Below are 23945 nucleotides of genomic sequence, written 5' to 3' on the forward strand. Positions count from 1 at the left end.
AGTTAAAGAAAAAGTTATTTCCTTATCCAAAAATATCTTTCTATAAAATAAAAAACAGGTATCCTTCTCTCTTAGATACCTGTCATTCTAAATTACTTAACTGTTCCTAGCCTCTGAATATCTCTACCCATAACAAGGTCATTAAACCTCTGGTTCTTCATCATCATCTTAAACAATACAACTCCTAGACCAGTAACTATAATCAGCTCAGACAAGAATATCTGACCTGCAATGGCAAAATATGCTGCTGGTTCCTTAGTCACTATAACTATCTCCGCTGCTATTATAAAGGCTGAAAAGGCCGGCATAAGTGATGCTATCCATATGTTCTTTATCTTTGACATGGCTGTCACTGCACAGAATGTAGCAAATGTACCAACTACTATGTCTATCATACCTAGTGATGATATGATATTAGATAGGGCACAACCCACTGTCAGACCGACTACATACTGAGGATTGAAAAATGCCAATAGGGTCATTACCTCAGATAACCTGAACTGGATTGGACCGTAAGATAGAGCTGGTATGGCCCATGTTAATACTGCATATAAGGCTGCAACTATGGCCTGTCTTGTTAAATTCTGCTTACTTAAATTCATATTAAACCTCCGAAATTCTTATTCTAGAGATTCTGGGACCTAGATATGGTAGTCATATAAAAAACCGTGCCCTAAGATAGGACACGGTATAACTTACTAAAACTCATTGATTTTACTCATCATCTTAACCATATCCTTGTTTTTTAAAGAGGGTACCAAGAAAACTCTAAGGTTGATTATATGGTATTTGGATAAATTTGTCAAGCAATTAATTATTAAACTTATTATTGTTTCATTTGTTTAAATAGTAGTTATGGAATGATTATTTAAATACTATAAATATTTTTCAAATAATCAACTAATCTATTTTTATTAATATAGCCCTAACTGGTGACGCCTCTGCACCAACCAATCTAAGCGGCAAGGCCCTCAGTTCATATTCACCAATCGGAACATCCTTTAACCTCATATCTTCAATCACTCCAATTCCCGCACCCAGTATAATTGAATGGGTAGGATGATCCTTTTTTCCTCTTTCTATACTCATGGCATCTATACCAAGGGTCTTGATACCAATATCCCTCAGATAGGCCGCTGCATCCTCTTCTATATATACAAAATTAGGATCGAATTCATCAGAGTATGAATTTCTAGTCCTGATGATAATCCTCTCTTCTGGCTGGATATCGTGTGGTTCTAGGTCTTTTTTATGGATAAACTCCTCAACTCCTGATAGGTCTATCAACCTCGCTCTTCCCATATATAGGTCAAGATCTATATCCTCCATAGTAGTTCCACCATCTATCATATGAAAGGGTGCATCTACATGGGTACCTGTATGGAGGTTCATGCACAGGCTAGATTCATTGACTGTAGTGTCCTCATACCTAGTATCTATTCTCCAAGATGGCTTCTTGAAGTCCTTGTTCTTGTAGACTGCCATGTCTACTTGTATGGGTCTTGAAACGTCGTATATCTTCATCCTATACCTCCTTGCTCGAATACCAATGAGTACCAAAGCTCTCTATCATATCGTCAGCTTCCTTTGGTCCCCTAGTTCCTGGTTCATATAGGCAGATCCTACTTCCAGCCTCTTTCCACAAGTTAACAGCCTCATCTACCCACTTCCAGCTATACTCTATCTGTGGCCACTGTGAGAATAGGAAATGCTGGCCATCTGATACTGCCTTTATTAGTCTTTCATAGGCCTCTGGTGTATTGGCATGGGCATTTACATCACAAGATTGGCAAAAGTCCATGTCCACCTTTTGAGTGTCATAGCTAAGACCCGGTGTCTTTATATTGAATGACAGCTTTACTCCTTCATCAGGCTGTATGTGGAAGTGTAGCCTATTGGCAAACTGGTTTTCGTTGGCCTTTTTGAAGTTGATGACAACATTAGTCTCCCTCTTGTCCAGCTTCTTACCAGTCCTGATTATGAAAGGCACTCCCTCCCACCTAGGGTTGTCTATAAATACGGCCATAGCAGCATATGTCTCCGTCTTGGATTCTGGATCTACCTTGTCCTCAGACCTATATCCGCTATATTGACCCATGACAAGGTGCTTGTCTAAATTTTCCTTTGACATAGGCTTGATTGCCTGGAGTACATTCTGCTGGGCAACTGTAACTGCGTATGGTGAGTCCTTTTCTGGCATCTCCATAGCAAGGATTGACAGGATCTGGAATAGGTGGTTTTGAACCATATCCCTCATGGCTCCTGACTTGTCGTAGTATCCACCCCTAGTCTCAACACCAACTTGCTCCCTGGCAGATATCTCTACAGACTCTATATAGTCCTTGTTCCAACAAGACCTAAATATCATATTGTCAAACCTTAGGGTAGTGATATTCTGGACCATTTCCTTGCCAAGGTAGTGGTCGATATGGTAGATATAGTCTCTTCCAAACATAACTTCCATATCCTTAAATAATCTTTTGGCATCTTCTAGGTTTTCCCCAAATGGCTTTTCTACTATGACCTTGGCTCTTCCCTCAGTCCACTCTTTTTGACCCAGACCCCTAGTAATAGGGTCAAAGAACCTAGGAGCTACAGCATAGTAGAACAACATCCTGTAGTCTGAGTAGTGGCTATCGAAATACTCGAATAGGCCCTTGTACTCTTCAATATTAGATATGTCCATCTTGTAGTAATCTAGCTGGTCTTTAAATAAGTTCCACTTTTCTTCTGTATATTCAAGTCTTGAAAACTGCTTGACCCAAGGCTTTACATTTTCTATATACTCTTCCCTAGTCCAGTCTCTCCTACCAATGATTAGGACCCTCATAGGCTCCTTGCCCTCTCCAACTTGATTGAAGAGGTTGTAGACTGCTGGTACTAGCTTTCTATTTGTAAGGTCTCCTGTGCCACCGAATATGACAAGAAGATCTTTTTCTATATCGTCTTTTATATAATTTTTATACATGACTTCCTCCTATTCCCATTCGTGGTGGAAGCTACCTTCTATATCTACTCTTCTATATGTATGCGAACCAAAGTAGTCCCTCTGTGCCTGTATCATATTTGCAGACCCATTTTCACATATATAGGTATCAAAGTATGATAGGGCAGCTGCCATAGCAGGTACTGGTATAGCATTTTGCACGGCTAGAGTCACAAAGTCCCTAAGTCCCTGGATATTTTCTTCTAGTAGACCTGTAAAGTATGGGTCTAGCATAAGATTTTCTAGGTCTTTATTGTTCTTAAAGGCCTCCATCATTGGGTTAAGAAGGCTAGACCTGATAATACAACCAGCCCTAAATATCTGGGCTATAACATCATATTCCAAGTCCCAACCATAGGCTGCACCCGCTGCCTTATAAAGGGCAAATCCCTGGGCATAGGCTATAATCTTTGTAGCAAGTAGGGCCTGTCTAGCAACATCCTTTAACTCTTCTATTTCCATACCACCTAGGTTAGGCTGAGGTCTTGAAAATACATGACTTGCCTTTATCCTCTCGTCCTTTAGCATACTCATGACCCTTGCATTTAGGCCTGCTGCAAGAACTGAAGAGTCAACACCTAGTTCAACTGCCTCTAGGTTGGTCCACTTGCCTGTTCCCTTCTGTAGGGATATATCTTCTATATAGTCAAGGAGCTGACCAGACTTAGCTGTATCATCAGCCTCTTTTAGAATATTACTTGTTATCTCTATTAGGTAGCTAGATAGCTCTCCCTTGTTCCACTGGTCAAATAGGTCTGCCTGGTCTAGGTTTGATATGCCACCTAGGTTCTTCAGTAGGAAATAAGTCTCCGCTATCTGTTCCATATCTGCATACTCTATACCATTGTGGACCATCTTTACATAATGGCCAGCACCACCAGTTCCAAGCCAAGCCGAACAAGCAAGACCGTCTTCTGCCCTTGCTGCTATAGACTCTAGATATGGCTTTATTTCCTGGTAGACTTCCTTGTCACAACCTGGCATAAGGGCTGGACCAAATCTAGCACCAGTCTCTCCACCTGATACTCCAAGTCCGACAAAGTTTAAGCCCTTTTCCTTAAGTGACCTATACCTTCTTTCACTATCCCTAAAGAAGCTGTTACCACCATCTATTATGATATCGCCCTTGTCCAAGTATGGAATTAAGGACTCTATAGTCATATCTACAGGATTTCCTGCCTTTACCATTATTATTATCTTTCTAGGCCTTTCAAGTAGTCCTACAAATTTCTCTATACTTTCAGAGCCTACCAAGTTTAGACCCTCATTTTCTCTTAATACTTCTTCTGTAACAGAATGAGTACGATTGTATATAGCCACTTCATATCCTCTAGATTCCAAGTTTAAGGCTAAGTTCTTACCCATTACTGCCATTCCTATTACACCAATATTGGCCATTTTTATTCCTCCTATTAAAATCGGTTTTTCCTTTTGTTTTCCTATTAAATTAAATACCCAAAATAGACGTCTAAAACAAAAGTTTTTATTATTTTATCACCAATTAGAATTTTTTTCAGTAAAAACTATAAAAAATAGGATAGCAAGAGAAAAAGTCTACTGCTATCCTAAATTATTCTAAACTATATTTTGTTGTATCTTATTACTTTATTCCCATTTCTGCATACTTCTCAGCTATCCTAACTAGTAGTTTAGAACCAGCTTCTAGGGCTTCTACACTTACCATTTCATTTCTTCCATGGAAGTTGATTCCACCTGCAAATAGGTTTGGACAAGGTAGTCCCATAAATGATAGTCTAGCTCCATCTGTACCACCCCTGATAGGTATTACGTTTGGCTCTACACCTACATCCTTCATAGAGTCAACTGCTATGTCTACTACAAACATATTCTTTTCTATGATTTCCCTCATATTGTAGTAGCTGTCCTTGATCTCTACAGATATCCTATTGTCAAACTTGGCAGTTAGTTCATCTATAGTCTTCTGGAAAAATTCCTTCTTCTGCTTGAACTTGTCCATATCGTGGTCTCTGATGATATATGTCATCACAGTATCTTCAGCATTACCTGATATTTCATTTAGGTGGTAGAATCCTTCATAACCTTCAGTAGTTTCTGGTCTTTCATCCTTAGGGAAGGCTTCCATAACAGCTGCTGATATATAGATTGAGTTTATCATCTTGTTCTTTGCTGAACCTGGGTGTACGTTTCTACCCTTGATAGTCACTATTGCTGATGCTGCGTTGAAGTTTTCATATTCTAACTCACCCATTTCACCACCATCAAATGTGTAGGCATACTTAGCGCCAAATTTTTCAACGTCAAAGTGGTCTGCACCACATCCTATTTCTTCATCCGGTGTAAATCCTATCATTATGTCTCCATGCTTGATTTCTGGATGGGCAATAAGGTATTCTACACCTGTCAATATTTCAGCTATTCCAGCCTTGTCATCTGCTCCAAGTAGGGTATTACCATCTGTAACAATTACAGTCTGTCCCTTGAATCTTTCTATCTCTGGATAGTCCTTTAATGAAGTAACTATTCCCTTTTCTTCGTTAAGGACTATATCCTTACCGTCATAGTTTTCTATTATTCTTGGCTTTACATCTTTTCCAGATATATCAGGGCTAGTATCCATATGGGCAATAAAACCTATAGGACTGATTCCCTCTGTATTTGCTGGAAGTTTTGCCATTATATAGCACTTGTCATCCAAAGTCACATCTTCAAGTCCCATGTCTTCCATTTCCTTAACCAACATCTTGGCAAGATCGAATTGCTTCATAGTAGATGGCACTGTCTCAGAATATGGATCAGACTGTGTGTCAATTGATATGTAGTTCAAAAATCTAGATAAAACCTTTTCTCTCATAATAACCTCCACCTGTCAGGCCACGCTATATATGACCCTGTTATTTTAATATTGCAATTAGATTACATAGCTTATTATAACACATATTATATAATCGTATACATAGACTGACCCTTTTTTTTATGTTAATATTAAATATATTATTATGATTCGAGGATATTTATGAAAAATTTTAAGAAAAATCTTTTTGGAAAAATAGGTAATCAGAAAATCAACCTATATACATTTGAAAACAATAGAGGTCACTGCCTAGAAATTATGAACTATGGCGCCTGTATAAGAAAATACACAAGTCCAGACAAAGACGGCATATTCTCCAATGTAGTCCTTTCACTAGATAGGCTTGAGGACTATATAGATACGCCTCCAAACTTTGGATTTGCCCTAGGTCCTGTTGCTGGTAGGATAGGCAATGCTAGTTTCAAACTGGGAGATGACTTTTACAAACTTGAGAAAAACCTAGGAGATACCCATCTTCATAGTGCCAGCACAGGTTTTAATAAAAGTGTATTTGAAGTTGAATCTGTAGACAATAATGGAATAGTTATGTTTTTGGATAGACCTCATATGACAGGAGGATACCCTGGCAACTTAAAGGCCTGGATTGAATATCGCCTGGGTGAAGATGGTAGCTTGACTATAAATTATAGGGCTAAATCCGACAAAGACACTCTTTTTAACCCAAGCAACCACAGTTACTTTAACCTAGGAGATGATATAGGCCTAGGACTAAGAGACCACGTCCTAAAGATAAGGTCTAATCACCTAGTTCCAATAGACTCACAAGGACTACCTATAGAGGACTACAATCCCACAGATTGGAACCCTGACCAAGGCCTAGCCAGGCTAAACAAGGAAATCAATAGGGGTATGGACCTTGAGGATATATTTTCCTATCCACACCCACAAATACAAGATACAAATGGACTCGACCACCCATTTTATCTGGACAAGCACCAATCTGATTCTATTGAAGAGGTTGCCTTACTTAGCCACAGAAAAACAGGACGATCTATAAGCATAAAGACAAGCGCTCCTTGCCTAGTTGTGTATACAGCAAACGGTCCAAATCCTGGCATAAAAATAAATGGCAAACAACCACCCCAACATATGGGTATAGCCCTAGAGACTCAGATTATGCCAGATGCCATCAATAGACCATACCTTGGCAATATAATACTTAAAAAAGACCAGGTATTTACTAGTACAACCATAATTACACCTGATACTTGTTACTAAATATTCTAACCTATCAACAGAAAAATATGATATAATGTTATTCAGAGTATGTGCGCCTATAGCTCAACTGGATAGAGCTGCAGACTTCGGATCTGCGAGTTGTGGGTTCGACTCCTACTAGGCGCACTTTTATTTAAATAATTTCATGAGGTGAAATATGTACGTAATATTTAGAGACGACCTAATTAGCAGTGATGATATAAGAAAAGAAATAGAAGAAAATTCAAAATTCAGGGTTATTACAGACCTTTCAAAGGCTAGCAAGAGAGAGGACGTTATGAGCTTTAAGTTGGCAATAAAGCCAAGGGACTTAGAAATAGACAGGGCTTTTGATTGGGATGATGACTCTACTGTAGATGAATATTTTGAAAAGGCAGAGTCACTTACAAAAGACTTTCTAAAGTTCTTTCCAAAATATACTATTCAGGCATCATCTGCCTATAAGTGGGATGAAGTATACGATGATATAAACTTGGTTCTTGTAATATCAAATATAGACCTAAAGCTCAAAAAACTAGAATTAGATATCCTTCCAAGGATGCTTAAACAAGTTGATTAATAAACCATACCCTTTTTACTCAATTATGATGTGTAAAGGGTATTTTTATTTGAATTAATTATAGCATAATTGCATTTTTCCTTATAAAAGTACCTGTATTTTCCCTTTATTATGGATATTGAATAAATACTTTCACCAATTTCACCTTAAAAAACAACTTTTTAGCTCTTTTTCATAAAAACATTGTAAAATCAAATATACCTTTTGTTAAATCGAAAACAATTTCCTACACAATCCATTAGTATGGGCCCTGTAACTTTTTTATATAAAGTGTCAAAAACCCTTATTTTTTAAATTTATATGCCTATAAAATATAAAAAACATAATTTTCATAAGAAAGGCTCAAAACCTTGTTATTACTAGCTTACAGCCTGTATAAAACAATTCATATAATAGACTCGTGAAAATTTTTATGTTTTTTAGCTGTCTTATTATCTTATGGTTTTTTAGTAAAATATCACTTTTAGCATATAAAACTTAATTAAAATTAATATAAGCATATTTTTGATTAATACTATAAAATAGTCGGAATATTCGAGAGTATGATTTAAAAAAATCATGTAAAAAACCCCTTGACCTTTTTTTTAAAGGTGGTATAATGAAGTTAAGAAAAAGATAAAAAAAACACAAACATTAATTAAAAACAAAATAATCAAGGAGGAAATCAAAATGAAAAGAAGAGAATTAGACAACATCCAGAAGGAAAACTTAAAGAACAACATACTTTACAGAATGATTATGATGGTAGGTTAATTAGCATGATAGTGACGAAAATCAAAGAATGCAGTATTTAGGGCGACAGGTAAAACTGTCGCCCTAAATCATTGTACATAAGTCATGACCTATAGGATTTCTGTGTAATGGTCGTATCTATGTAATTTATCTATGTAATTTATCTATATAATAATCTTATCTAAACAAATATATTTTTCAATTTACTTGTAGCAATTTCTATATCCTCAAGCTCCATAACAGCAAAACCAATAATCACACTATCTCTTTCATAGTCTTTATTTTCCTCTATATAGTAGTCAGACAAGCCTCTTATCATAATTCCATTTTCCCTAGCCTTCCTTACAAACTCTGCTTCATCTATATTCTTAAATGACACAACCATATGTAGGCCCGCATCAGCCCCCCTACATACAAGATTGTCACATGGTTCAAGTATAGATAGTATCATCTCTCTTTTGGCCTTGTATATTTTCTTCATCCTATTTACGTGCCTGTGGTAGTAGCCCCTCCTAATAAATATATCCAGCCCTATCTGGGTCATGGTTGTCACTGGACACCTCTTGTAGGATAGCCTATCCTTGTACCTAGCCAAGAGTTGGTCTGGAAGAATCATATAGCTCACCCTTATGGCAGGACTGATTGTGCTAGAAAAGGTACCCATATATATGACCCTATCCATATCATCCATACTCTTAAGGGCTGGTATCCTGCTGCCCGTATACTTAAACTCGCCGTCATAGTCATCCTCTATTATCCAACCATCATTTTCAATAGCCCAGTCAAGGAGCTTGATCCTCCTAGCTATAGGCATTATCTTTCCAGTTGGAAATTGGTGGTTGGGAGTAACGCAGGCAATATCAACATTATTTGTAACCAAATCATCTAGGACTATACCCTCACCATCCATACTAAGACAGGAATATGCTACCTTGTTTGTCTTGAGAAAACTTGACCACCTCTCAAAACCTGGGTTTTCAAGACCAAAGCTAACATCATCATCCCAAAGTCGAAATAGGATTTCAAACATGGCCTCTGTACCCGAACTGATAATCATATTATCTTTTTGGGCTACTATTGATCTAGTCTCATATAGGTAGTTACATATAGACTCCCTAAGTGGCTCATAGCCCATCCCTCCCACAGTATTTAGTAGGGTATCCTGGTAGGAATCTATGACCTCCCTATTTATCTTCTTCCATATTCCAAATGGAAATGACTTGTCTACACCACCATAGGAAAAATTGTACTGGTACTTGTCTTCAATTTTTTCTTTCTCTGATCCATATTTATAAACCTGTTCCTGTGACATATATTCAATGTTTTTACACGTCCCCCTGCCTACAATGCTCCCTCTCATATGCGTCAAGTCATCAAGCTCTGCAACGTAGTAGCCTGACCTTTCTCTAGCCTCTATATAACCCTCTTCTATAAGCTGAAAATAAGCTATCTCAACAGTATTGATACTTACACCCATCCTGTCTGCCATGATCCTCTTTGATGGTATTCTTGTTTTTTCAGGGTAGATATCCATCAGTATCTTTTTCCTTATTTCATGATATATCTCTTCGTATTTCTTCAAAACGACCTCCACTTGTATGACAACTATATATAAAAATTTATAAAAACCAAAATCTGGTCCCATAAATTTAATCTATTTTGGTTCTTTTTAACCTATCAATATTATCCTATAATAAGGCTATGAGCGATACACTTTTGATAGTATTTCATCAAGTGTACCAATACACTTAATAAAGGAGAGGATATTTATTATGAGAATCACAAAAGAAGAAGTAACTAAGAAATTTATCGGTGGAGTAATCATGGACGTAACTACTCCAGAACAGGCAAGAATAGCTGAAGAAGCTGGTGCAGTTGCAGTTATGGCACTTGAAAGAATCCCAGCTGACATAAGAGTAGCTGGTGGTGTATCTAGAATGAGTGACCCTTCTATGATAAAGGAAATCATGGCTGCTGTATCTATTCCAGTTATGGCAAAGTGTAGAATAGGCCACTTTGTAGAAGCTCAGATCCTTGAATCAATCGGTATAGACTATATAGATGAATCAGAAGTATTGTCTCCTGCTGACAATATCCACCACGTTGACAAGACTAAGTTTGAAGCTCCATTTGTATGCGGTGCTAGAGACCTAGGTGAAGCCCTAAGAAGAATCCAGGAAGGTGCTGCAATGATCAGAACTAAGGGTGAGGCTGGTACTGGTGACGTTGTTCAGGCCGTATCTCACATGAGACAGATCCAGGGAGAAATCAGGATGGTGACTGCCCTAGCCGAAGATGAACTATTTGAAAAGGCTAAGGAATTCAGAGTACCATACGACCTAATCAAGTATGTACACGACAACGGTAAATTACCAGTTGTAAACTTCTCTGCTGGTGGTGTTGCAACTCCTGCAGATGCTGCCCTAATGAGACAGTTGGGTGCTGAAGGTGTATTCGTAGGTTCTGGTATATTCAAATCAGGCAACCCAGAACAGAGAGCTAAGGCAATAGTTAAGGCTGTTCAGAACTACGACAATCCTGCTATAATAGCAGAAGTATCTGAAAACCTTGGAGAAGCTATGGTTGGTATCAACGAAGACGAAATCGAAATCATCATGGCTGAAAGAGGTATATAAGTAAAATCTTCTTAACCATATAATATAATATTAAATCGGCTGACAATTCTTGTAAGCCAAAAAAACGGGGGTTACATTCTAATTGAATGTTAACCTCCGTTTTTCATTTTAGTTATATTCAGTAATTACTCTGTAAATAGTATACTTTCTTCTGTTTCAATATCGAAGAAGTGAGCCCTATTCATATCAAATGCCAATTCCAACACTTCACCTGGCTCTAGGTCTCTTCTACCATCGAACTTGGCTATTAGTTCCTGACCTGCAAACTTAAGGTAGGCAAATATCTCTGAACCCATAAGTTCTCTGATAATAACACTTGCTTTAAAGCTAGTTTCTGGAGACATATCTAGGAATACTTTCTCCTTGTGTATATCTTCTGGTCTGATACCCATTATAATAGTCTTGCCGATATATCCCTTTTCCTTTAGGTAGGCACCCTTGCCACCTGGTATAAGGATTCTTTCTTGTCCCTTAGCTAGCTTGGCTATTATATCCTTGCCTTCTTCTAGGACTTCAACTTCCATAAAGTTCATCTGAGGGCTACCTATAAAGCTAGCTACAAACTTGTTGGCTGGATTATCATATAGGACTTTTGGCTTGTTGATCTGCTGAACAACTCCGTCCTTCATTACAACTATCCTATCTCCCATTGTCATGGCCTCTACCTGGTCATGAGTTACATATATAAATGTAGCTCCAAGGTCCTTGTGTAGCTTGGATATCTCAGATCTCATCTCTGTTCTTAGCTTGGCGTCAAGGTTTGATAGGGGTTCGTCCATCAAGAATACCTTAGGGTTTCTGACTATAGACCTTCCTAGGGCAACTCTCTGTCTCTGGCCTCCTGATAGGGCCTTTGGCTTTCTATCTAGTAGGTTTTCAAGCTGTAGTATTCTAGCAGCCTCCTTTACCTTCTTGTCTATCTCATCTTTTGGCATCTTTCTTAGCTTAAGGGCAAATGACATATTTTCATAAACTGTCATGTGTGGGTATAGGGCATAGTTCTGGAAAACCATGGCTATATCTCTGTCCTTTGGTTCTACATGGTTGACTAACTTGTCATCTATAGTCAACTTACCGCTAGATATTTCTTCTAGTCCTGCAATCATCCTAAGTGTAGTAGATTTACCACAACCTGATGGACCAACTAGGACTATAAATTCCTTGTCATCTATATCTATATTTACATCTTTTACTGCATTAAATCCGTTATCATATGACTTGCATATATTTTCTAATTTTACTTTTGCCATTTGTATACCTCACTCTTATTTATCTAATATACCTAGGGTATCAAGACTAAGTTGGCTAGTAGATTCTAGCCTCAAGTCTGCATCTACCCCTATGCCCACGCTTCTCATATTGCATGCTTTCATGGCATCTACTCCTGATCTCGCATCCTCAATACCTATTGTATCCTTTATGTCTAGACCTAGTCCCCTAGCTGCTTCAATAAATATGTCTGGAGCAGGCTTGCCCTTTTCTACCTTGGCTGGGTCTGCTATAAAGTCTATCTTGTCTATCAAACCTAGCTTGTCCAAGATCATAGGGGCGTTTTTGGATACTGATGCCAATCCTATCTTAATATTATTATACCTTATTTCATTTATAAAGTCTTCTATTCCATCTAAAATATCTTCTTTTTTAAGGTCTTCTAGGAGTTTTTTGTAGTCTTCATTCTTGTCCTCTGCAAGGGCTTCTAGATCTTCTCTTGAGTACTTGTCAAGCACATTGCCATGTTCTAGTATTCTCTTTAGGGAATCCATCCTAGATACCCCCTTTAGACCTTCATTGAAATCTTCATCTATATCTATGCCTAGCCTACTTGCCAGTCTCTTCCATGCCTTATAGTGAAATTTTGCTGTATCTGTTATGACCCCATCTAGGTCAAATATAATGCCTTTTATCATATAGACCTCCTAGTAGTTCTTTAACATTATAGCCTCGTATGGTCTTAGGCTAATCTTATTTCCATCTGCTACCATATCCTTGTAGTTTGATAGGTCTAATCTGTAGTCTTCTAGCTTGTATGTATCTAGGTCAAAGTCAACTGGCTCAGAGTAGAAGTTAGCTATTATAAGTATAGACTTGTCACCAAGGTATCTTTCATAGGCGAATACCTTCTTGTTGTCCTTGTCAACCAATCTGAACTCAGCATCTGTTATCATGTCGTCATCATGCCTTTGGTCTATAAGCTTTTTGTAGAAGTAGAAGATTGAATCCTCATCAGCCAAACTCTCCTCTACATTGATTGTCTTGTAGCTAGGGTTGACCTTTAGCCAAGGCTCTCCACTTGTAAATCCACCATTTGAACTATCATTCCACTGCATAGGAGTCCTTGCATTGTCTCTTGATATCCTGTGAACTGCCTTCATAAAGTCTTCTTTTGTTGTCAACTTTCTTTCAAGAACTAGGTCCTTGTAGGCGTTTCTGATCTCAACATCCTTGTAGTCTTCTATATCAAAATCTGTATTGACCATGCCTATTTCCTGGCCCTGATATATATAAGGTGTACCCTGCATCATCTGGTAGACTAGGGCAAACATCTTAGCTGATTCTTTTCTGTACTCCTTGTCATTACCCCATCTTGATACTACCCTTGCCTGGTCATGGTTTTCTAGGTAAAGTGAGTTCCAGCCCTTATTGTATAGGGATGTCTGCCATGCTTCTAAAGTCTCCTTAAACTCAACTAAGTCTAGGTCTCTTAGGCTCCATTTACCTATTTCGCTGTCCATATTCCTGTCTAGGTCCATATGGTCAAAGGTAAATATCATATTTAGCTCATCCCTGTCCTTACCACAGAATAAAAGGGCGTTTTCAGGAGATGATCCTGGAGCCTCTCCCACTGTCATACAATCGTACTTAGAAAGAACTTCCTTATTCATTTCCTTGATATAGTCATGTAGTTTTGGACCATTTGTATGGTAGTCACCTATACCAATCTCGCCTTCTTCTAGATCATAGTCTGGGAAGTCTGTGTACTTGGATATTGAACTGATAACATCCATTCTCCATCCATCTACACCCTTGTCCATCCAAAACTTCATCATGTCCCATATTTCATTTCTTACCACTGGATTTTCCCAGTTAAGGTCTGGCTGCTTCTTTGTGAATAGGTGTAGGTAGTACTGACCTGTTGTCTCATCAAATTGCCAAGCTGGACCTGAGAAATATGATTCCCAGTTATTTTTTTCGTCTCTCCAGAAGTAGTAGTCCCTGTAAGGATTGTCCTTTGACTTTTTACTCTCTACAAACCACTTGTGCTCGTCACTAGTGTGGTTGGCTACTAGGTCCATCACTATCTTTATATTCTTTTCGTGGGCCTTGTCTATAAGTTCAAACATATCTTCGTTTGTACCGAACTTTGACCATATATTTCTATAATCACTTATGTCATATCCATTGTCATCCTGAGGTGACTCGTATACTGGACTAAGCCAGATAACATCTATTCCCAATTTTTCTAGGTAGTCAAGTTTTTCTATTATACCCCTTATATCACCTAGTCCGTCTCCGTTTGAATCGTAGAAACTTCTAGGATATATCTGGTATACTACTGATTTCTTCCACCACGTCATTGTTTTACCTCACTTTTTATTAGTTATTTTTTAGCTTTACTGTATACTCTCCATCCAATGATATAGTTTCAGAGTACACCTTCATATCTAGCCTATCTCCCTCAATAAGCTTGAATACTATGTCCTCCTTGCTTACATCTACATTTATAAGCCTATCCCTATAGTTTATGTTGAAAGAGTATCCTTCCCATCCCTTTGGAACTATAGGTCTAAATGATAGGACCTCTTGGGCTGTTCTCATTCCTGCAAATCCCTGCACAACTGATAGCCAGCTACCTGACATAGACGTGATATGTAGTCCGTCATCTGTATCTGAGTTGTAGTTGTCAAGGTCTAGCCTAGCAGTCCTCTCATACATATTGACCGCCTTGTCTCCAAGTCCTATCTCGCAGGCAAGTATGGAGTGGATACAAGCAGATAGACTTGATTCATGTACTGTCATAGGCTCGTAGAACTCATAGTTTTTCTTCTTTTCTATATTTGAGTACCTGTCACTAAACATATATATACCCTGTAGGACATCGGCCTGCTTTATAAAGCAAGATCTCAGTATCCTGTCCCAAGACCAGTTTTTGTTAAGTGGAAGGTTGCTAGGATCTAGATCTTCAACCTTCATAAGGTCCTTGTCTAGGAAGGTATCATGCTGGACAAACACTCCTAGTTCTTCATCAAATGGATAGTACATCTTGTCTATGATGTCTTTCCACTTGTCTAACTCATCAGCTGTCACAGCTAGGTCTTCTTTTCTATTTTCGTACTTTTTAAGCATTGAACTAGTAAATTCAAGTGTCCATGCTGCCAAAGTATTTGTGTACCAGTTGTTGTTTATATTGTTTTCATATTCATTTGGACCTGTAACCCCGTGGATCATATATACGTCTTTTTTCTTGTTGTAGTGGACCCTATCAGCCCAGAATCTACTGATACCAACTAGGACATCAAGACCATAGTCTCTTACATAGTCATAGTCACCTGTATATGTTGAGTAGTTGTATATAGCATAGGCTATAGCCCCATTTCTATGGATTTCTTCAAATGTTATCTCCCACTCATTGTGGCACTCTATACCTGTAAAGGTAACCATTGGGTAAAGGGCACCCTTTAGACCCTGCTTTCTAGCATTTTCATAGGCCTGGTCTAACTGCTTGTACCTATACATAAGTAGGTTTTTGGTTACTGACTGCGGTGCTACTGATAGGTACATAGGTACTATATATGCCTCTGTATCCCAGTATGTTGCACCCCCATATTTTTCTCCAGTAAAGCCCTTAGGACCTACGTTTAATCTCATATCATCACCATAGTATGTAGAGAATAGCTGGAATATATTGTATCTTATAGCCTGCTGTAACTTGACATCACCCTTGATGATTACATCGGCCATCTTCCACCTCTTAGCCCATAGGTCTTGGTGGTCCTTTAGTAGGGAGTCAAATCCCTGACCCACTGCCTCTTCAAGGACAAGCTCTGCCTTATTGACTAGGTCTTCTTCCTTGTAGTCCCTAGAAGTGGTTACAGCTATTGTCTTGTATAGGCTGACCTCACTACCCTTTTCTAAGTCAAGGCTATAGGCTAGGCTTATAGCTTCGTCCTCTTCTAGCCTGCTAGTCTCTAGGTTTTTGTAGTCTCCATCTAGCTTGACATTCATGTAGTGGGCTAGGGAGAACCTATCCACTCCAAAAGGATTGTCTATTGTCTTTGATACCATATAGCCCCTATCGCAAGCTAGTGACTTGTCGATCACCTGCCAGAACTTTTCATCATAATTTGAATCTTCATTTCTGACGTCTGCATTTATTGAAGGGCTAAAGACTATCTTAGCATCCTTGTCTAGGGATTTTATAGTATAACTTATGGCACATATTTCCCTTTTTGCTATACTTACAAATCTCTTTACCCCTATCTCAAACTTAGCTCCATCCCTGTCTATAGTGAACTTCCTAGTCAGTAGTCCTGTCTTCATATCTAGTTCCCTATAGTAGTCAATTAAGTTTTCCTTGTTTAGGTCTAGGTCCATACCATCTATTTGTAGGCCTATACCTGTAAAGTTTGGTGAATTTATCATCTTTCCAAAGTAGTCTGGATAGCCGTTTTTCCACCAACCTACCCTAGTCTTGTCTGGAAACCATACTCCGCCTACATATGTCCCCTCCAGACTATCTCCGCTATAGAACTCCTCAAAGTTGCCCCTCATACCCATATATTCGTTACCTATGGACATGATACTTTCAGACAACCTCATCTGATCCTTGTCTAGGGATTTTTCTATTATCTTAAATTCGTCGTATTCGAATCTCATATTACCTCCGTAGTTGTCATCACTGACCTTTTATTTTACAGAACCGGCTGTAACTCCCTTGATTATATGCTTTTGAGCAAAGAAGTAGAATACAATAACCGGTATTATAGCTAGTGTAAGACCCGCTAGAGCAAGGTGCCACTGCTTTGTATATTCTCCAAAGAAGAAGAACATCTTAAGTGGAATAGTCTCTGAACCTATCTTGTTGATTACAAGAGATGGTAGCAGGTAGTCATTCCATATCCATATAGTGTTTAGGATTGCAACTGTCACTGTTATAGGCTTTAGGATTGGGAATATTATATACCAGAATACCTGGAACCTATTGCAACCATCTATTATAGCTGCTTCATCAAGTGACTTTGGTATACCTGTAATTGTTCCATGGTATAAGAATATCGCCATAGAAGACCCAAATCCTAGATAAAGGAATACTATACCCGGCCTATTTAGCATACCTAGTTTTCCAAAGAAAGATACTAGAGGTATCATTACTGCCTGGAAAGGTATCAGCATAGCGGCTACAAATATAAAGAATACCACTGCACTCACCTTTGACTTTACCCTTGCTAGGGCGTAAGCAGCCATAGATGAAAATACTATTATTATTAGAACACTTATTACTGTTATTACAATAGAATTTGTAAAAGTTTGTACAAAACTTAGGTTGTCAGCTGCCTGAGTGTAGTTTTCTAAATGGAATCCTCCAGGCATCTTGATAGGTGATTCAAATATTTCTTTTTTAGTCTTAAAAGAGTTTGCCAGCATCAAATAAAAAGGACTAAGCCAAAGTATGCTGAGTATTGTACCTAGAATTACTAGTATTATATTTTTCTTTTTTGTAGTACTCATTACATCTCTACCTCCTTCTTCTTGTTGTAGTAGACCTGAGTCAATGATATAACTGCAATTATTACAAAGAATACAAGGGCCTTAGACTGGGCATATGCCATCTTGTTCTCCAAGAATGCAGTATTGTATATATTCATAGCTACCATCTGTGTTGAGTTAAATGGAGCCCCTCCTGTAAGTGACAAATTCTGGTCGTATAACTTAAATGAGTTTGACAATGTAAGGAACATACTGACAGTAAAGGCTGGTGCAACTAGAGGGAATATTATATGTCTAAACCTCTGCATTACATTAGCTCCATCTATCTGGGCTGCTTCTACCAACTCTTCGGGTATTGACTCTAGGTGGGCTATGTAGATTATCATTATATAACCTGACATCTGCCATGCTGTAAGTATTACTAGACCCCAAAAACCAGTCCTAGTAGTAGATAGCCATCCCTGAAGTGCTTCAGTACCGACAGCCTGACCTATAGCATCAAACCCCTGTATAAATACGAACTGCCATATAAATCCTAGGATCAGACCACCTATTAGGTTTGGCATAAAGAATACCGTCCTCATCAAGTTGCTACCCTTGATCTTCTGAGTAACCAATAAGGCAAGTCCAAGACCTATAGCATTTATTAAAACAATTGATACAACAGCAAACTTAGTAGTGAACCAAAGAGAATTTCTAAAACCTTCATCACCAAGCAACTGTATATAGTTTGTAACTCCCGCAAATTGAGGTGTATTTATCCCGTCCCAGTTTGTAAATGAGTAATAAACTCCATACAATAGAGGAATAACAACCACCATGAACAGTGCTATTAATACCGGTGCCAAAAACAACCAGAAAAATATACCGTTTTTTCCTAACTTCTTATTCATAATAGCCTCCTATTTCATAAAAAGGCGCTGCCTAGTTGAAATCACCAAGCAGCACCTAAATCTAACTCTTTATTACTGTCTAGCCTGTCCCCAAGCCTTCTGTGAAGTCTTGACTATATCATCCCAACTAGCCTGACCACTTACGTATCTCTGTATTTCTGAACCTAGAGTTTTCTGACCCCAGCTTGATGGATATCCCATGAATACCCAGTTAATTGTATTTCCATCTTTTGCATACTTGTAGATTTCCTGAGATAGTGGATCACTGATCTTAGATTCATCAAATCCCTTGTATGCAGGTATGAACTTAAACTGAGTTAGAACATATTCTTTACCCTTGTCTGAAGAGTATATCCAGTTTATAAAGTCCTTAGCAGCCTTCTTTGTAGCATCATCCTTTGTATTGTTTACTGCCCAGTACATTGGAACACCTACTGGCATCTTGCCTTCTGCTGCACCTTCTACTGAAATTGGTATTATACCTATATTCTTAGCAAGTTCAGCATCTATCTGTTCAATTGAGTTGTATACCCAGTTACCCTGCTGGATCATAGCAACCTTACCCATTGAGAACAGCTTTTCAACCTGCTGTGAGTAGTCAAGGCTTGCTGTTGGCTGTACTGAGTACTTGTTCTGCATATCAAGTACATCCTTGAACTGCTTGCCATACTTAAATTCTACATTCTTAGCTGTAAATGCCTTATTTATATCTCCTCCAAATTCTGGTGATAGGAATACATTTGATAAGTGTAGTCCTGTTACCCAGTCTTCCTTAGCAGGTAGAGCAAATACTGCATCTAAGCCTAGTTCTTTCTTCTTTGAATCAAGAGTCTTAACAGCTTCCATCAACTTAGCATGAGTGTTTAGGTCCTCAGCCTTGATTCCAGCCTTCTTAAATATTTCCTTGTTGTATATAAATCCGTAACCTTCCTGGTTGAATGGAAGACCATAAACCTTCTTGTCAACTGTTACAGCATCAAGAGTCTTTGGAAGGGCTTGCTTAGCTATTGCAACATCGCTTAGGTCTTCTAACTTTGTCTGCCAGTCCTTAACGTCCTGAGGTCCACCTATGTTGAATATAGCTGGCTCATTTCCTGAAGAGAACTTAGACTTTAGGGCAGCACCGTAGTCACCACCACCACCAACAGTTGTTATGTTGATCTTAACATCTGGATGTTCCTTCATATATTCCTGAGCTAACTTGTTGAACTGGTCCTTAAATTCAACCTTGAACTGGAATACATCTACAGTTGTAGCTCCTCCACCTGACTTCTGACTTGAAGAATTTCCACATCCTGCTAGTAGAGATGTTGTCATCAAAGCTACTGCAGCTAAACTTAATACTTTTTTGAATTTCATGGTTTACCTCCTTAAAATATAAGTACACTTTTTATATATATTACATGATTTTATAATCAATAATATCCATCTTATTTACCTTTTGGCCATCTAGCATATCTATAAGCTTGTTACATGAAGCCTGGCCCATCTTCATACACTGAACATCCACATTGAATACCTTGAACCTATCGTCATATCCGAGTTGGTGCTCAGCTCCAAATGTCCCTAGGATTATATCCTTACCGTAGTTGACCTCTGTCAGATAATCAACAACACCCCTAAATATCAGGGCATCTGTCACTATCATGCCGTCTATATCCTCATTGTCACTCAGGATCTTTTCTATAGACCTATAACCATTTAACTTTGTAAACTCGTTTTCTTGGATCATGGTCTTGTCGTTATACAGGTTTTTCTCTTTGACAACACTCATATAACCCTTAAGCCTATCAAGTGTAACTACTGAGTTTTTGTCTCCACCTATAAAACCAATCTTCTTACAACCATTTTCCACCAAGATCCTTGTAAGTTCTTGGCAAGCTTTGAAGTTGTCGGTGTCTACGGAGTATATATCCTTGTTTTCAAGAGAATTGCCTATAAGCACAAATGGAACCTTATTTTCCTTGAGGTACTGTATTGACTTGTCGTTTACAATGGCCCTCATAAGAATCATTCCATCCACCTTGTTGGCACTCACCAACCTGTTTATGGCTGTTGTTTCATCCTTGTCATTGTAGACCAACATAGTATCGTATCCCCTTGAACTTGCTGTTATAGCGATTGCTCTTAGGCTCTCTTGGAAGAATGGATTCAAGAAAAAATCTTCATCCGACGGTAGAACAAGTCCTACATTCTTAGAGATTCTGTTGGCTAGGCTCCTGGCTATAGCACTAGGGTGGTAATTCAATTTTTTCATTACCTCTCTAACTTTTTTCTTAGTGTCATCACTGATATCTGGGTAATCACTTATAACCCTTGAAACAGTTGATTTTGAAACACCTGCCTCATCAGCAACCATCTTAATGGTCACTTTTTCCTTCTTTACCAAAATATCTCACCCCTTTAAAACAATAGTTTCATATTATGCAACCGGTTCCGAAAAACTTTGCACAATCTATGCAACCGGTTTCGATATTTCTTATTTATGAATATATCACATAAAAAAAGCGATTGCAATAGTTTTTTTTAAAAAACATATAAATTTTCTAATATTCAGGCTAAATGTAATTTAGCAATTGAAAAATAAACTATTATACCTTATACTATAGCTACCACTTTATACAATAGACATATTTATATTTGATATAATTCTCAGTGCATTTTTTATGCAATGCAATTTTGACATATTTCTGAGTGCATTTTTATACAATGTAATTTTTTATACAAGATATACAATGTAAATTTTTATACAAGATATACAATGCAACTTTTGTTACAAGCTATAAAAGGCAATTTTAATGCAACTTATAGAGATACAATTTATAGAAAGGTGATTTAAGATAATGAAAAATTATATATGTTTTGATATAGGAGGAACAAGCGTAAAATACGGTATACTAAATGAAGACTCCTCTATCCTTATGAAAGACTCATTCCCATCAGATGCTCTTGAAGTAGGCGGAATTGGTATAATAAATAATATTGTAACTAAGGTCAATGAATTGAAAAATACTTATGAATTAAATGGTGTGGCCATATCCACACATGGAATGGTAGATTCAAATAGGGGCATAGTACTTTATGCAGATGACCACCTAATTCCTAAATACAGCGGCCTAAATGTAAAGAAAAAAGTAGAAGAAGAAACTGGACTAGTATGCCATATTGAAAATGACGTCAACTCAGCTGGTTTGGGAGAACTATGGAACAGGTCTGATATAGAGAGTGAGAATGTGTCTATGCTTACCGTTGGCACAGGTATAGGATCATGCCTAATCCATAGGGGTAGACTTATCAGTGGGGACTCTATGACATCTGGAGAAATAGGTAAGATCCATATAGATGGTGGTGTCTTTGAAGATATAGCATCTACAAGTGCCCTTTGCCACAGGATTGAAGACAGACTCGGACTTGACAGGGGTAGCGTAAATGGACAGATGATATTTGAAAAAATTGAACAAGATGATCAGGTCTATATAGAGGAACTAGACTACATGATAGACAAGTTAGCAGTAGGTATATCAACAATGGCCTATATCTACAATCCAGGCACAATAATCCTAGGTGGAGGCATAATGGCTAGGTCAGACTACTTTGAGCCTAGGCTAAGTTCAGCACTAAAGAAGTACCTAAACCCTATGATATTAGAAAAAACAAATATAGTATTTGCAAGCCTTAAAAATGATGCCGGTATGGTAGGTGCCCTTAAGAACTTTCTAAACCGTAGTATAACAATTAAATAAGACCATACTAATCAAATAGGAGTACATATTATAAGCACATGAAAATAAATATGTACTCTTATTTTTCCGTGTACTACAACTTATATTATCAACCTTATTTTTTAATCTGGAGAGTACTTTCTAAAAAATAAACACCGAAGGCGATATTTTATTTGGCCTTCGGTGTTTTAATAGGATTTTGAATCCGCTCTATTCTTATTGAAATTTTATATTATATAATTTTTGTTTTACAATTTAACTTACCTTACAATACTTGAAAGGTCTTTTTCAACTTGACTTGATACTGAGGATTCACCTCCGACTATAATTACATTTTTAATGGATTTTGTTTCTTCTATGTATTTTTTAACATCCTTATTTAATTCCCTTGCCTCTGTCAGCAAGATTGCTGCATTCTTCTTGGCAGCTAGCGGTCCAGATGATAGGGCATCTGGGTAGGTTTCACCTGATGCAATTATTATTGTATCAATATCCTTATTTAATCTAGTCTTAAATGCCTTTGCCACCTCAACAGATGTTCTATACCTGTTAGAGCCCGCTAATCTAAGTCCCTCCTTGCCCTTTGGAATGAATGACTCACCACCGAACACAAAAGTATACAACTCCGAATTTATTTTACTTCCATTCTTTAATGCAACCATCAGTGGAATCACATTTTTTTTATCGATATCATTCTGATACATAAAAGGTGTTGCTGACAGGGCATCAGCAAAATTTTCACCACTATATACGGCAAGCATATCTGTTAAATATGGATTTCCCATAATATCCTCATTAACCTTGCTAGCAACTAAAACGGATGTTTCATACCTATCCTTGCCAGCTAAGTTTTTTAAATCTATTTTTGAAAAAGTCTGTACATCATTTTTAACCCTTTTTGAAACACTTGATTCTCCGCCAACTACATAGTACTTTTGATTTCTATGACTATCTAGAGCTGAGTACAAATATGGGTTGACTGAGTTTTTTTCTGTAAGTAAAACAGGTGCCCCCATAATACTTCCAAGCAGACCTGAAGATAATGCATCTGGAAAATCTTCTCCACTGGCTATTACTATATTTTTATACTTCCCAAGAGCCACACTTACCTTATATGACGTTTCATACCTATTTTTGCCAGCTATCCTGCTAACTGATAGCTTTGTTCCATTATCTACAACAATATTCCCATCACTAGACTGGCTATTCACTGGAAGCTGATTGCCAACAGCAACACCCTTTCCAGATGGTAGGTTAGATATATCAATTACACTGTCGGCTAACGATGTTGAACCAAAAGATAATAACATCATTGTCGAAATTAATATAGATATTTTATTTTTAAATTTATTAATTCTCATGTCTTTCACCTCTTATATCTGACTTAATTTCATAATAGTAGTTTACTGTACTTGAATCAATCTTACTTACTCCAAATGTAACCTCACTAAAGTCTTCCTTCTGGTACACTAATAGGTTTTCTTTCTTTCTTTTAACATTTTACCATCTCCTTGATTTAAAAATAATACCTGTACAAGTATATATACTATCACCATTTAAAAAATATGTAAATGATAATTTTTCAAATAATATATATTTTTCTGGATTTTTTCTACCAACGCTAAAATATATAGAGCCAC

Annotated in this window: 19 protein-coding genes and 1 tRNA gene; 5 read left to right on the top strand and 15 right to left on the bottom strand. The window is 37.7% G+C overall.

Features of this window, described 5'->3' with window-relative positions; genetic code table 11:
* Nucleotides 1-92: 92 nt before the first annotated feature.
* The 5 genes from HMPREF0631_RS05080 to pepT all read right to left on the bottom strand — a co-directional run bounded on the left by HMPREF0631_RS05080 (nt 93) and on the right by pepT (nt 5819).
* Entirely contained in the window at nt 93-602 is a 510-nt protein-coding gene (locus tag HMPREF0631_RS05080) for a QueT transporter family protein (protein ID WP_002843861.1), read from the bottom strand.
* Between the two features lie 298 nt (nt 603-900).
* Nucleotides 901-1524, bottom strand: a complete 624-nt coding sequence (locus tag HMPREF0631_RS05085; RefSeq protein WP_002843871.1) for a cyclase family protein — start codon at nt 1522-1524, stop codon at nt 901-903.
* Nucleotide 1525: 1 nt separating this feature from the next.
* Entirely contained in the window at nt 1526-2968 is a 1443-nt protein-coding gene (gene zwf / locus HMPREF0631_RS05090; protein WP_002843879.1) for a glucose-6-phosphate dehydrogenase, read from the bottom strand.
* A 9-nt stretch (nt 2969-2977) separates the two neighbouring features.
* The gene (gene gnd, locus HMPREF0631_RS05095) at nt 2978-4384 is read right to left on the bottom strand and encodes a decarboxylating NADP(+)-dependent phosphogluconate dehydrogenase (protein WP_002843865.1); all 1407 of its coding nucleotides are present in this window, start codon (nt 4382-4384) and stop codon (nt 2978-2980) included.
* 202 nt (nt 4385-4586) lie between these two features.
* Entirely contained in the window at nt 4587-5819 is a 1233-nt protein-coding gene (gene pepT, locus HMPREF0631_RS05100; RefSeq protein ID WP_002843864.1) for a peptidase T, read from the bottom strand.
* 162 nt (nt 5820-5981) lie between these two features.
* On the opposite strand from pepT, the gene HMPREF0631_RS05105 reads away from it, so the two are divergent.
* The 3 genes from HMPREF0631_RS05105 (at nt 5982) to HMPREF0631_RS05115 (ending at nt 7617) form a co-directional block, all read left to right on the top strand.
* Nucleotides 5982-7058: an aldose epimerase family protein gene (locus HMPREF0631_RS05105; protein ID WP_002843863.1), complete on the top strand. Its 1077-nt coding sequence runs from the start codon at nt 5982-5984 to the stop codon at nt 7056-7058.
* Between the two features lie 52 nt (nt 7059-7110).
* Nucleotides 7111-7184, top strand: a tRNA-Arg gene (locus HMPREF0631_RS05110).
* A gap of 31 nt (nt 7185-7215) precedes the next feature.
* A complete protein-coding gene (locus HMPREF0631_RS05115) occupies nt 7216-7617 on the top strand; it encodes a hypothetical protein (protein WP_002843867.1) in 402 nt (133 codons plus the stop codon).
* 913 nt (nt 7618-8530) lie between these two features.
* Here the strand turns inward: HMPREF0631_RS05115 and pdxR are convergent.
* Nucleotides 8531-9931 (bottom strand): MocR-like pyridoxine biosynthesis transcription factor PdxR, encoded by a 1401-nt coding sequence (gene pdxR, locus HMPREF0631_RS05120; RefSeq protein ID WP_002843878.1) that lies wholly within the window; start codon nt 9929-9931, stop codon nt 8531-8533.
* Nucleotides 9932-10121: 190 nt separating this feature from the next.
* Between pdxR and pdxS the strand changes: the two genes are divergently transcribed.
* A complete protein-coding gene (pdxS, locus tag HMPREF0631_RS05125) occupies nt 10122-10985 on the top strand; it encodes a pyridoxal 5'-phosphate synthase lyase subunit PdxS (RefSeq protein WP_002843869.1) in 864 nt (287 codons plus the stop codon).
* A 125-nt stretch (nt 10986-11110) separates the two neighbouring features.
* On the opposite strand, the gene HMPREF0631_RS05130 is transcribed toward pdxS, so the two are convergent.
* The 8 genes from HMPREF0631_RS05130 to HMPREF0631_RS05165 form a co-directional block, all read right to left on the bottom strand.
* A complete protein-coding gene (locus tag HMPREF0631_RS05130) occupies nt 11111-12235 on the bottom strand; it encodes an ABC transporter ATP-binding protein (protein ID WP_002843859.1) in 1125 nt (374 codons plus the stop codon).
* Nucleotides 12236-12250: 15 nt separating this feature from the next.
* Nucleotides 12251-12892 carry a beta-phosphoglucomutase gene (pgmB, locus tag HMPREF0631_RS05135; protein WP_002843877.1) on the bottom strand — a complete coding sequence of 214 codons (642 nt, stop codon included), beginning with the start codon at nt 12890-12892 and terminating at the stop codon, nt 12251-12253.
* Nucleotides 12893-12901: 9 nt separating this feature from the next.
* Nucleotides 12902-14560: a glycoside hydrolase family 13 protein gene (locus HMPREF0631_RS05140; RefSeq protein ID WP_002843860.1), complete on the bottom strand. Its 1659-nt coding sequence runs from the start codon at nt 14558-14560 to the stop codon at nt 12902-12904.
* A gap of 19 nt (nt 14561-14579) precedes the next feature.
* Entirely contained in the window at nt 14580-16859 is a 2280-nt protein-coding gene (locus HMPREF0631_RS05145; RefSeq protein ID WP_002843880.1) for a glycoside hydrolase family 65 protein, read from the bottom strand.
* A 30-nt stretch (nt 16860-16889) separates the two neighbouring features.
* Nucleotides 16890-17711, bottom strand: a complete 822-nt coding sequence (locus tag HMPREF0631_RS05150; RefSeq protein ID WP_002843873.1) for a carbohydrate ABC transporter permease — start codon at nt 17709-17711, stop codon at nt 16890-16892.
* Nucleotides 17711-18583, bottom strand: coding sequence for a carbohydrate ABC transporter permease (locus HMPREF0631_RS05155; protein WP_002843866.1), 873 nt, complete (start codon nt 18581-18583; stop codon nt 17711-17713). Before HMPREF0631_RS05155 ends, HMPREF0631_RS05150 begins: the two co-directional genes overlap by 1 nt.
* A 72-nt stretch (nt 18584-18655) precedes the next feature.
* Nucleotides 18656-19942: an ABC transporter substrate-binding protein gene (locus HMPREF0631_RS05160; RefSeq protein ID WP_002843870.1), complete on the bottom strand. Its 1287-nt coding sequence runs from the start codon at nt 19940-19942 to the stop codon at nt 18656-18658.
* A 40-nt stretch (nt 19943-19982) separates the two neighbouring features.
* A complete protein-coding gene (locus HMPREF0631_RS05165; RefSeq protein ID WP_002843875.1) occupies nt 19983-20972 on the bottom strand; it encodes a LacI family DNA-binding transcriptional regulator in 990 nt (329 codons plus the stop codon).
* 454 nt (nt 20973-21426) lie between these two features.
* Between HMPREF0631_RS05165 and HMPREF0631_RS05170 the strand changes: the two genes are divergently transcribed.
* Entirely contained in the window at nt 21427-22326 is a 900-nt protein-coding gene (locus HMPREF0631_RS05170; RefSeq protein ID WP_002843862.1) for an ROK family protein, read from the top strand.
* A gap of 239 nt (nt 22327-22565) precedes the next feature.
* Here the strand turns inward: HMPREF0631_RS05170 and HMPREF0631_RS05175 are convergent, their stop codons facing one another.
* The gene (locus HMPREF0631_RS05175) at nt 22566-23666 is read right to left on the bottom strand and encodes a cell wall-binding repeat-containing protein (RefSeq protein ID WP_002843868.1); all 1101 of its coding nucleotides are present in this window, start codon (nt 23664-23666) and stop codon (nt 22566-22568) included.
* Between the last annotated feature and the right edge of the window lie 279 nt (nt 23667-23945).

This window comes from Peptostreptococcus anaerobius 653-L (assembly GCF_000178095.1).
Taxonomy (GTDB): domain Bacteria; phylum Bacillota; class Clostridia; order Peptostreptococcales; family Peptostreptococcaceae; genus Peptostreptococcus; species Peptostreptococcus anaerobius.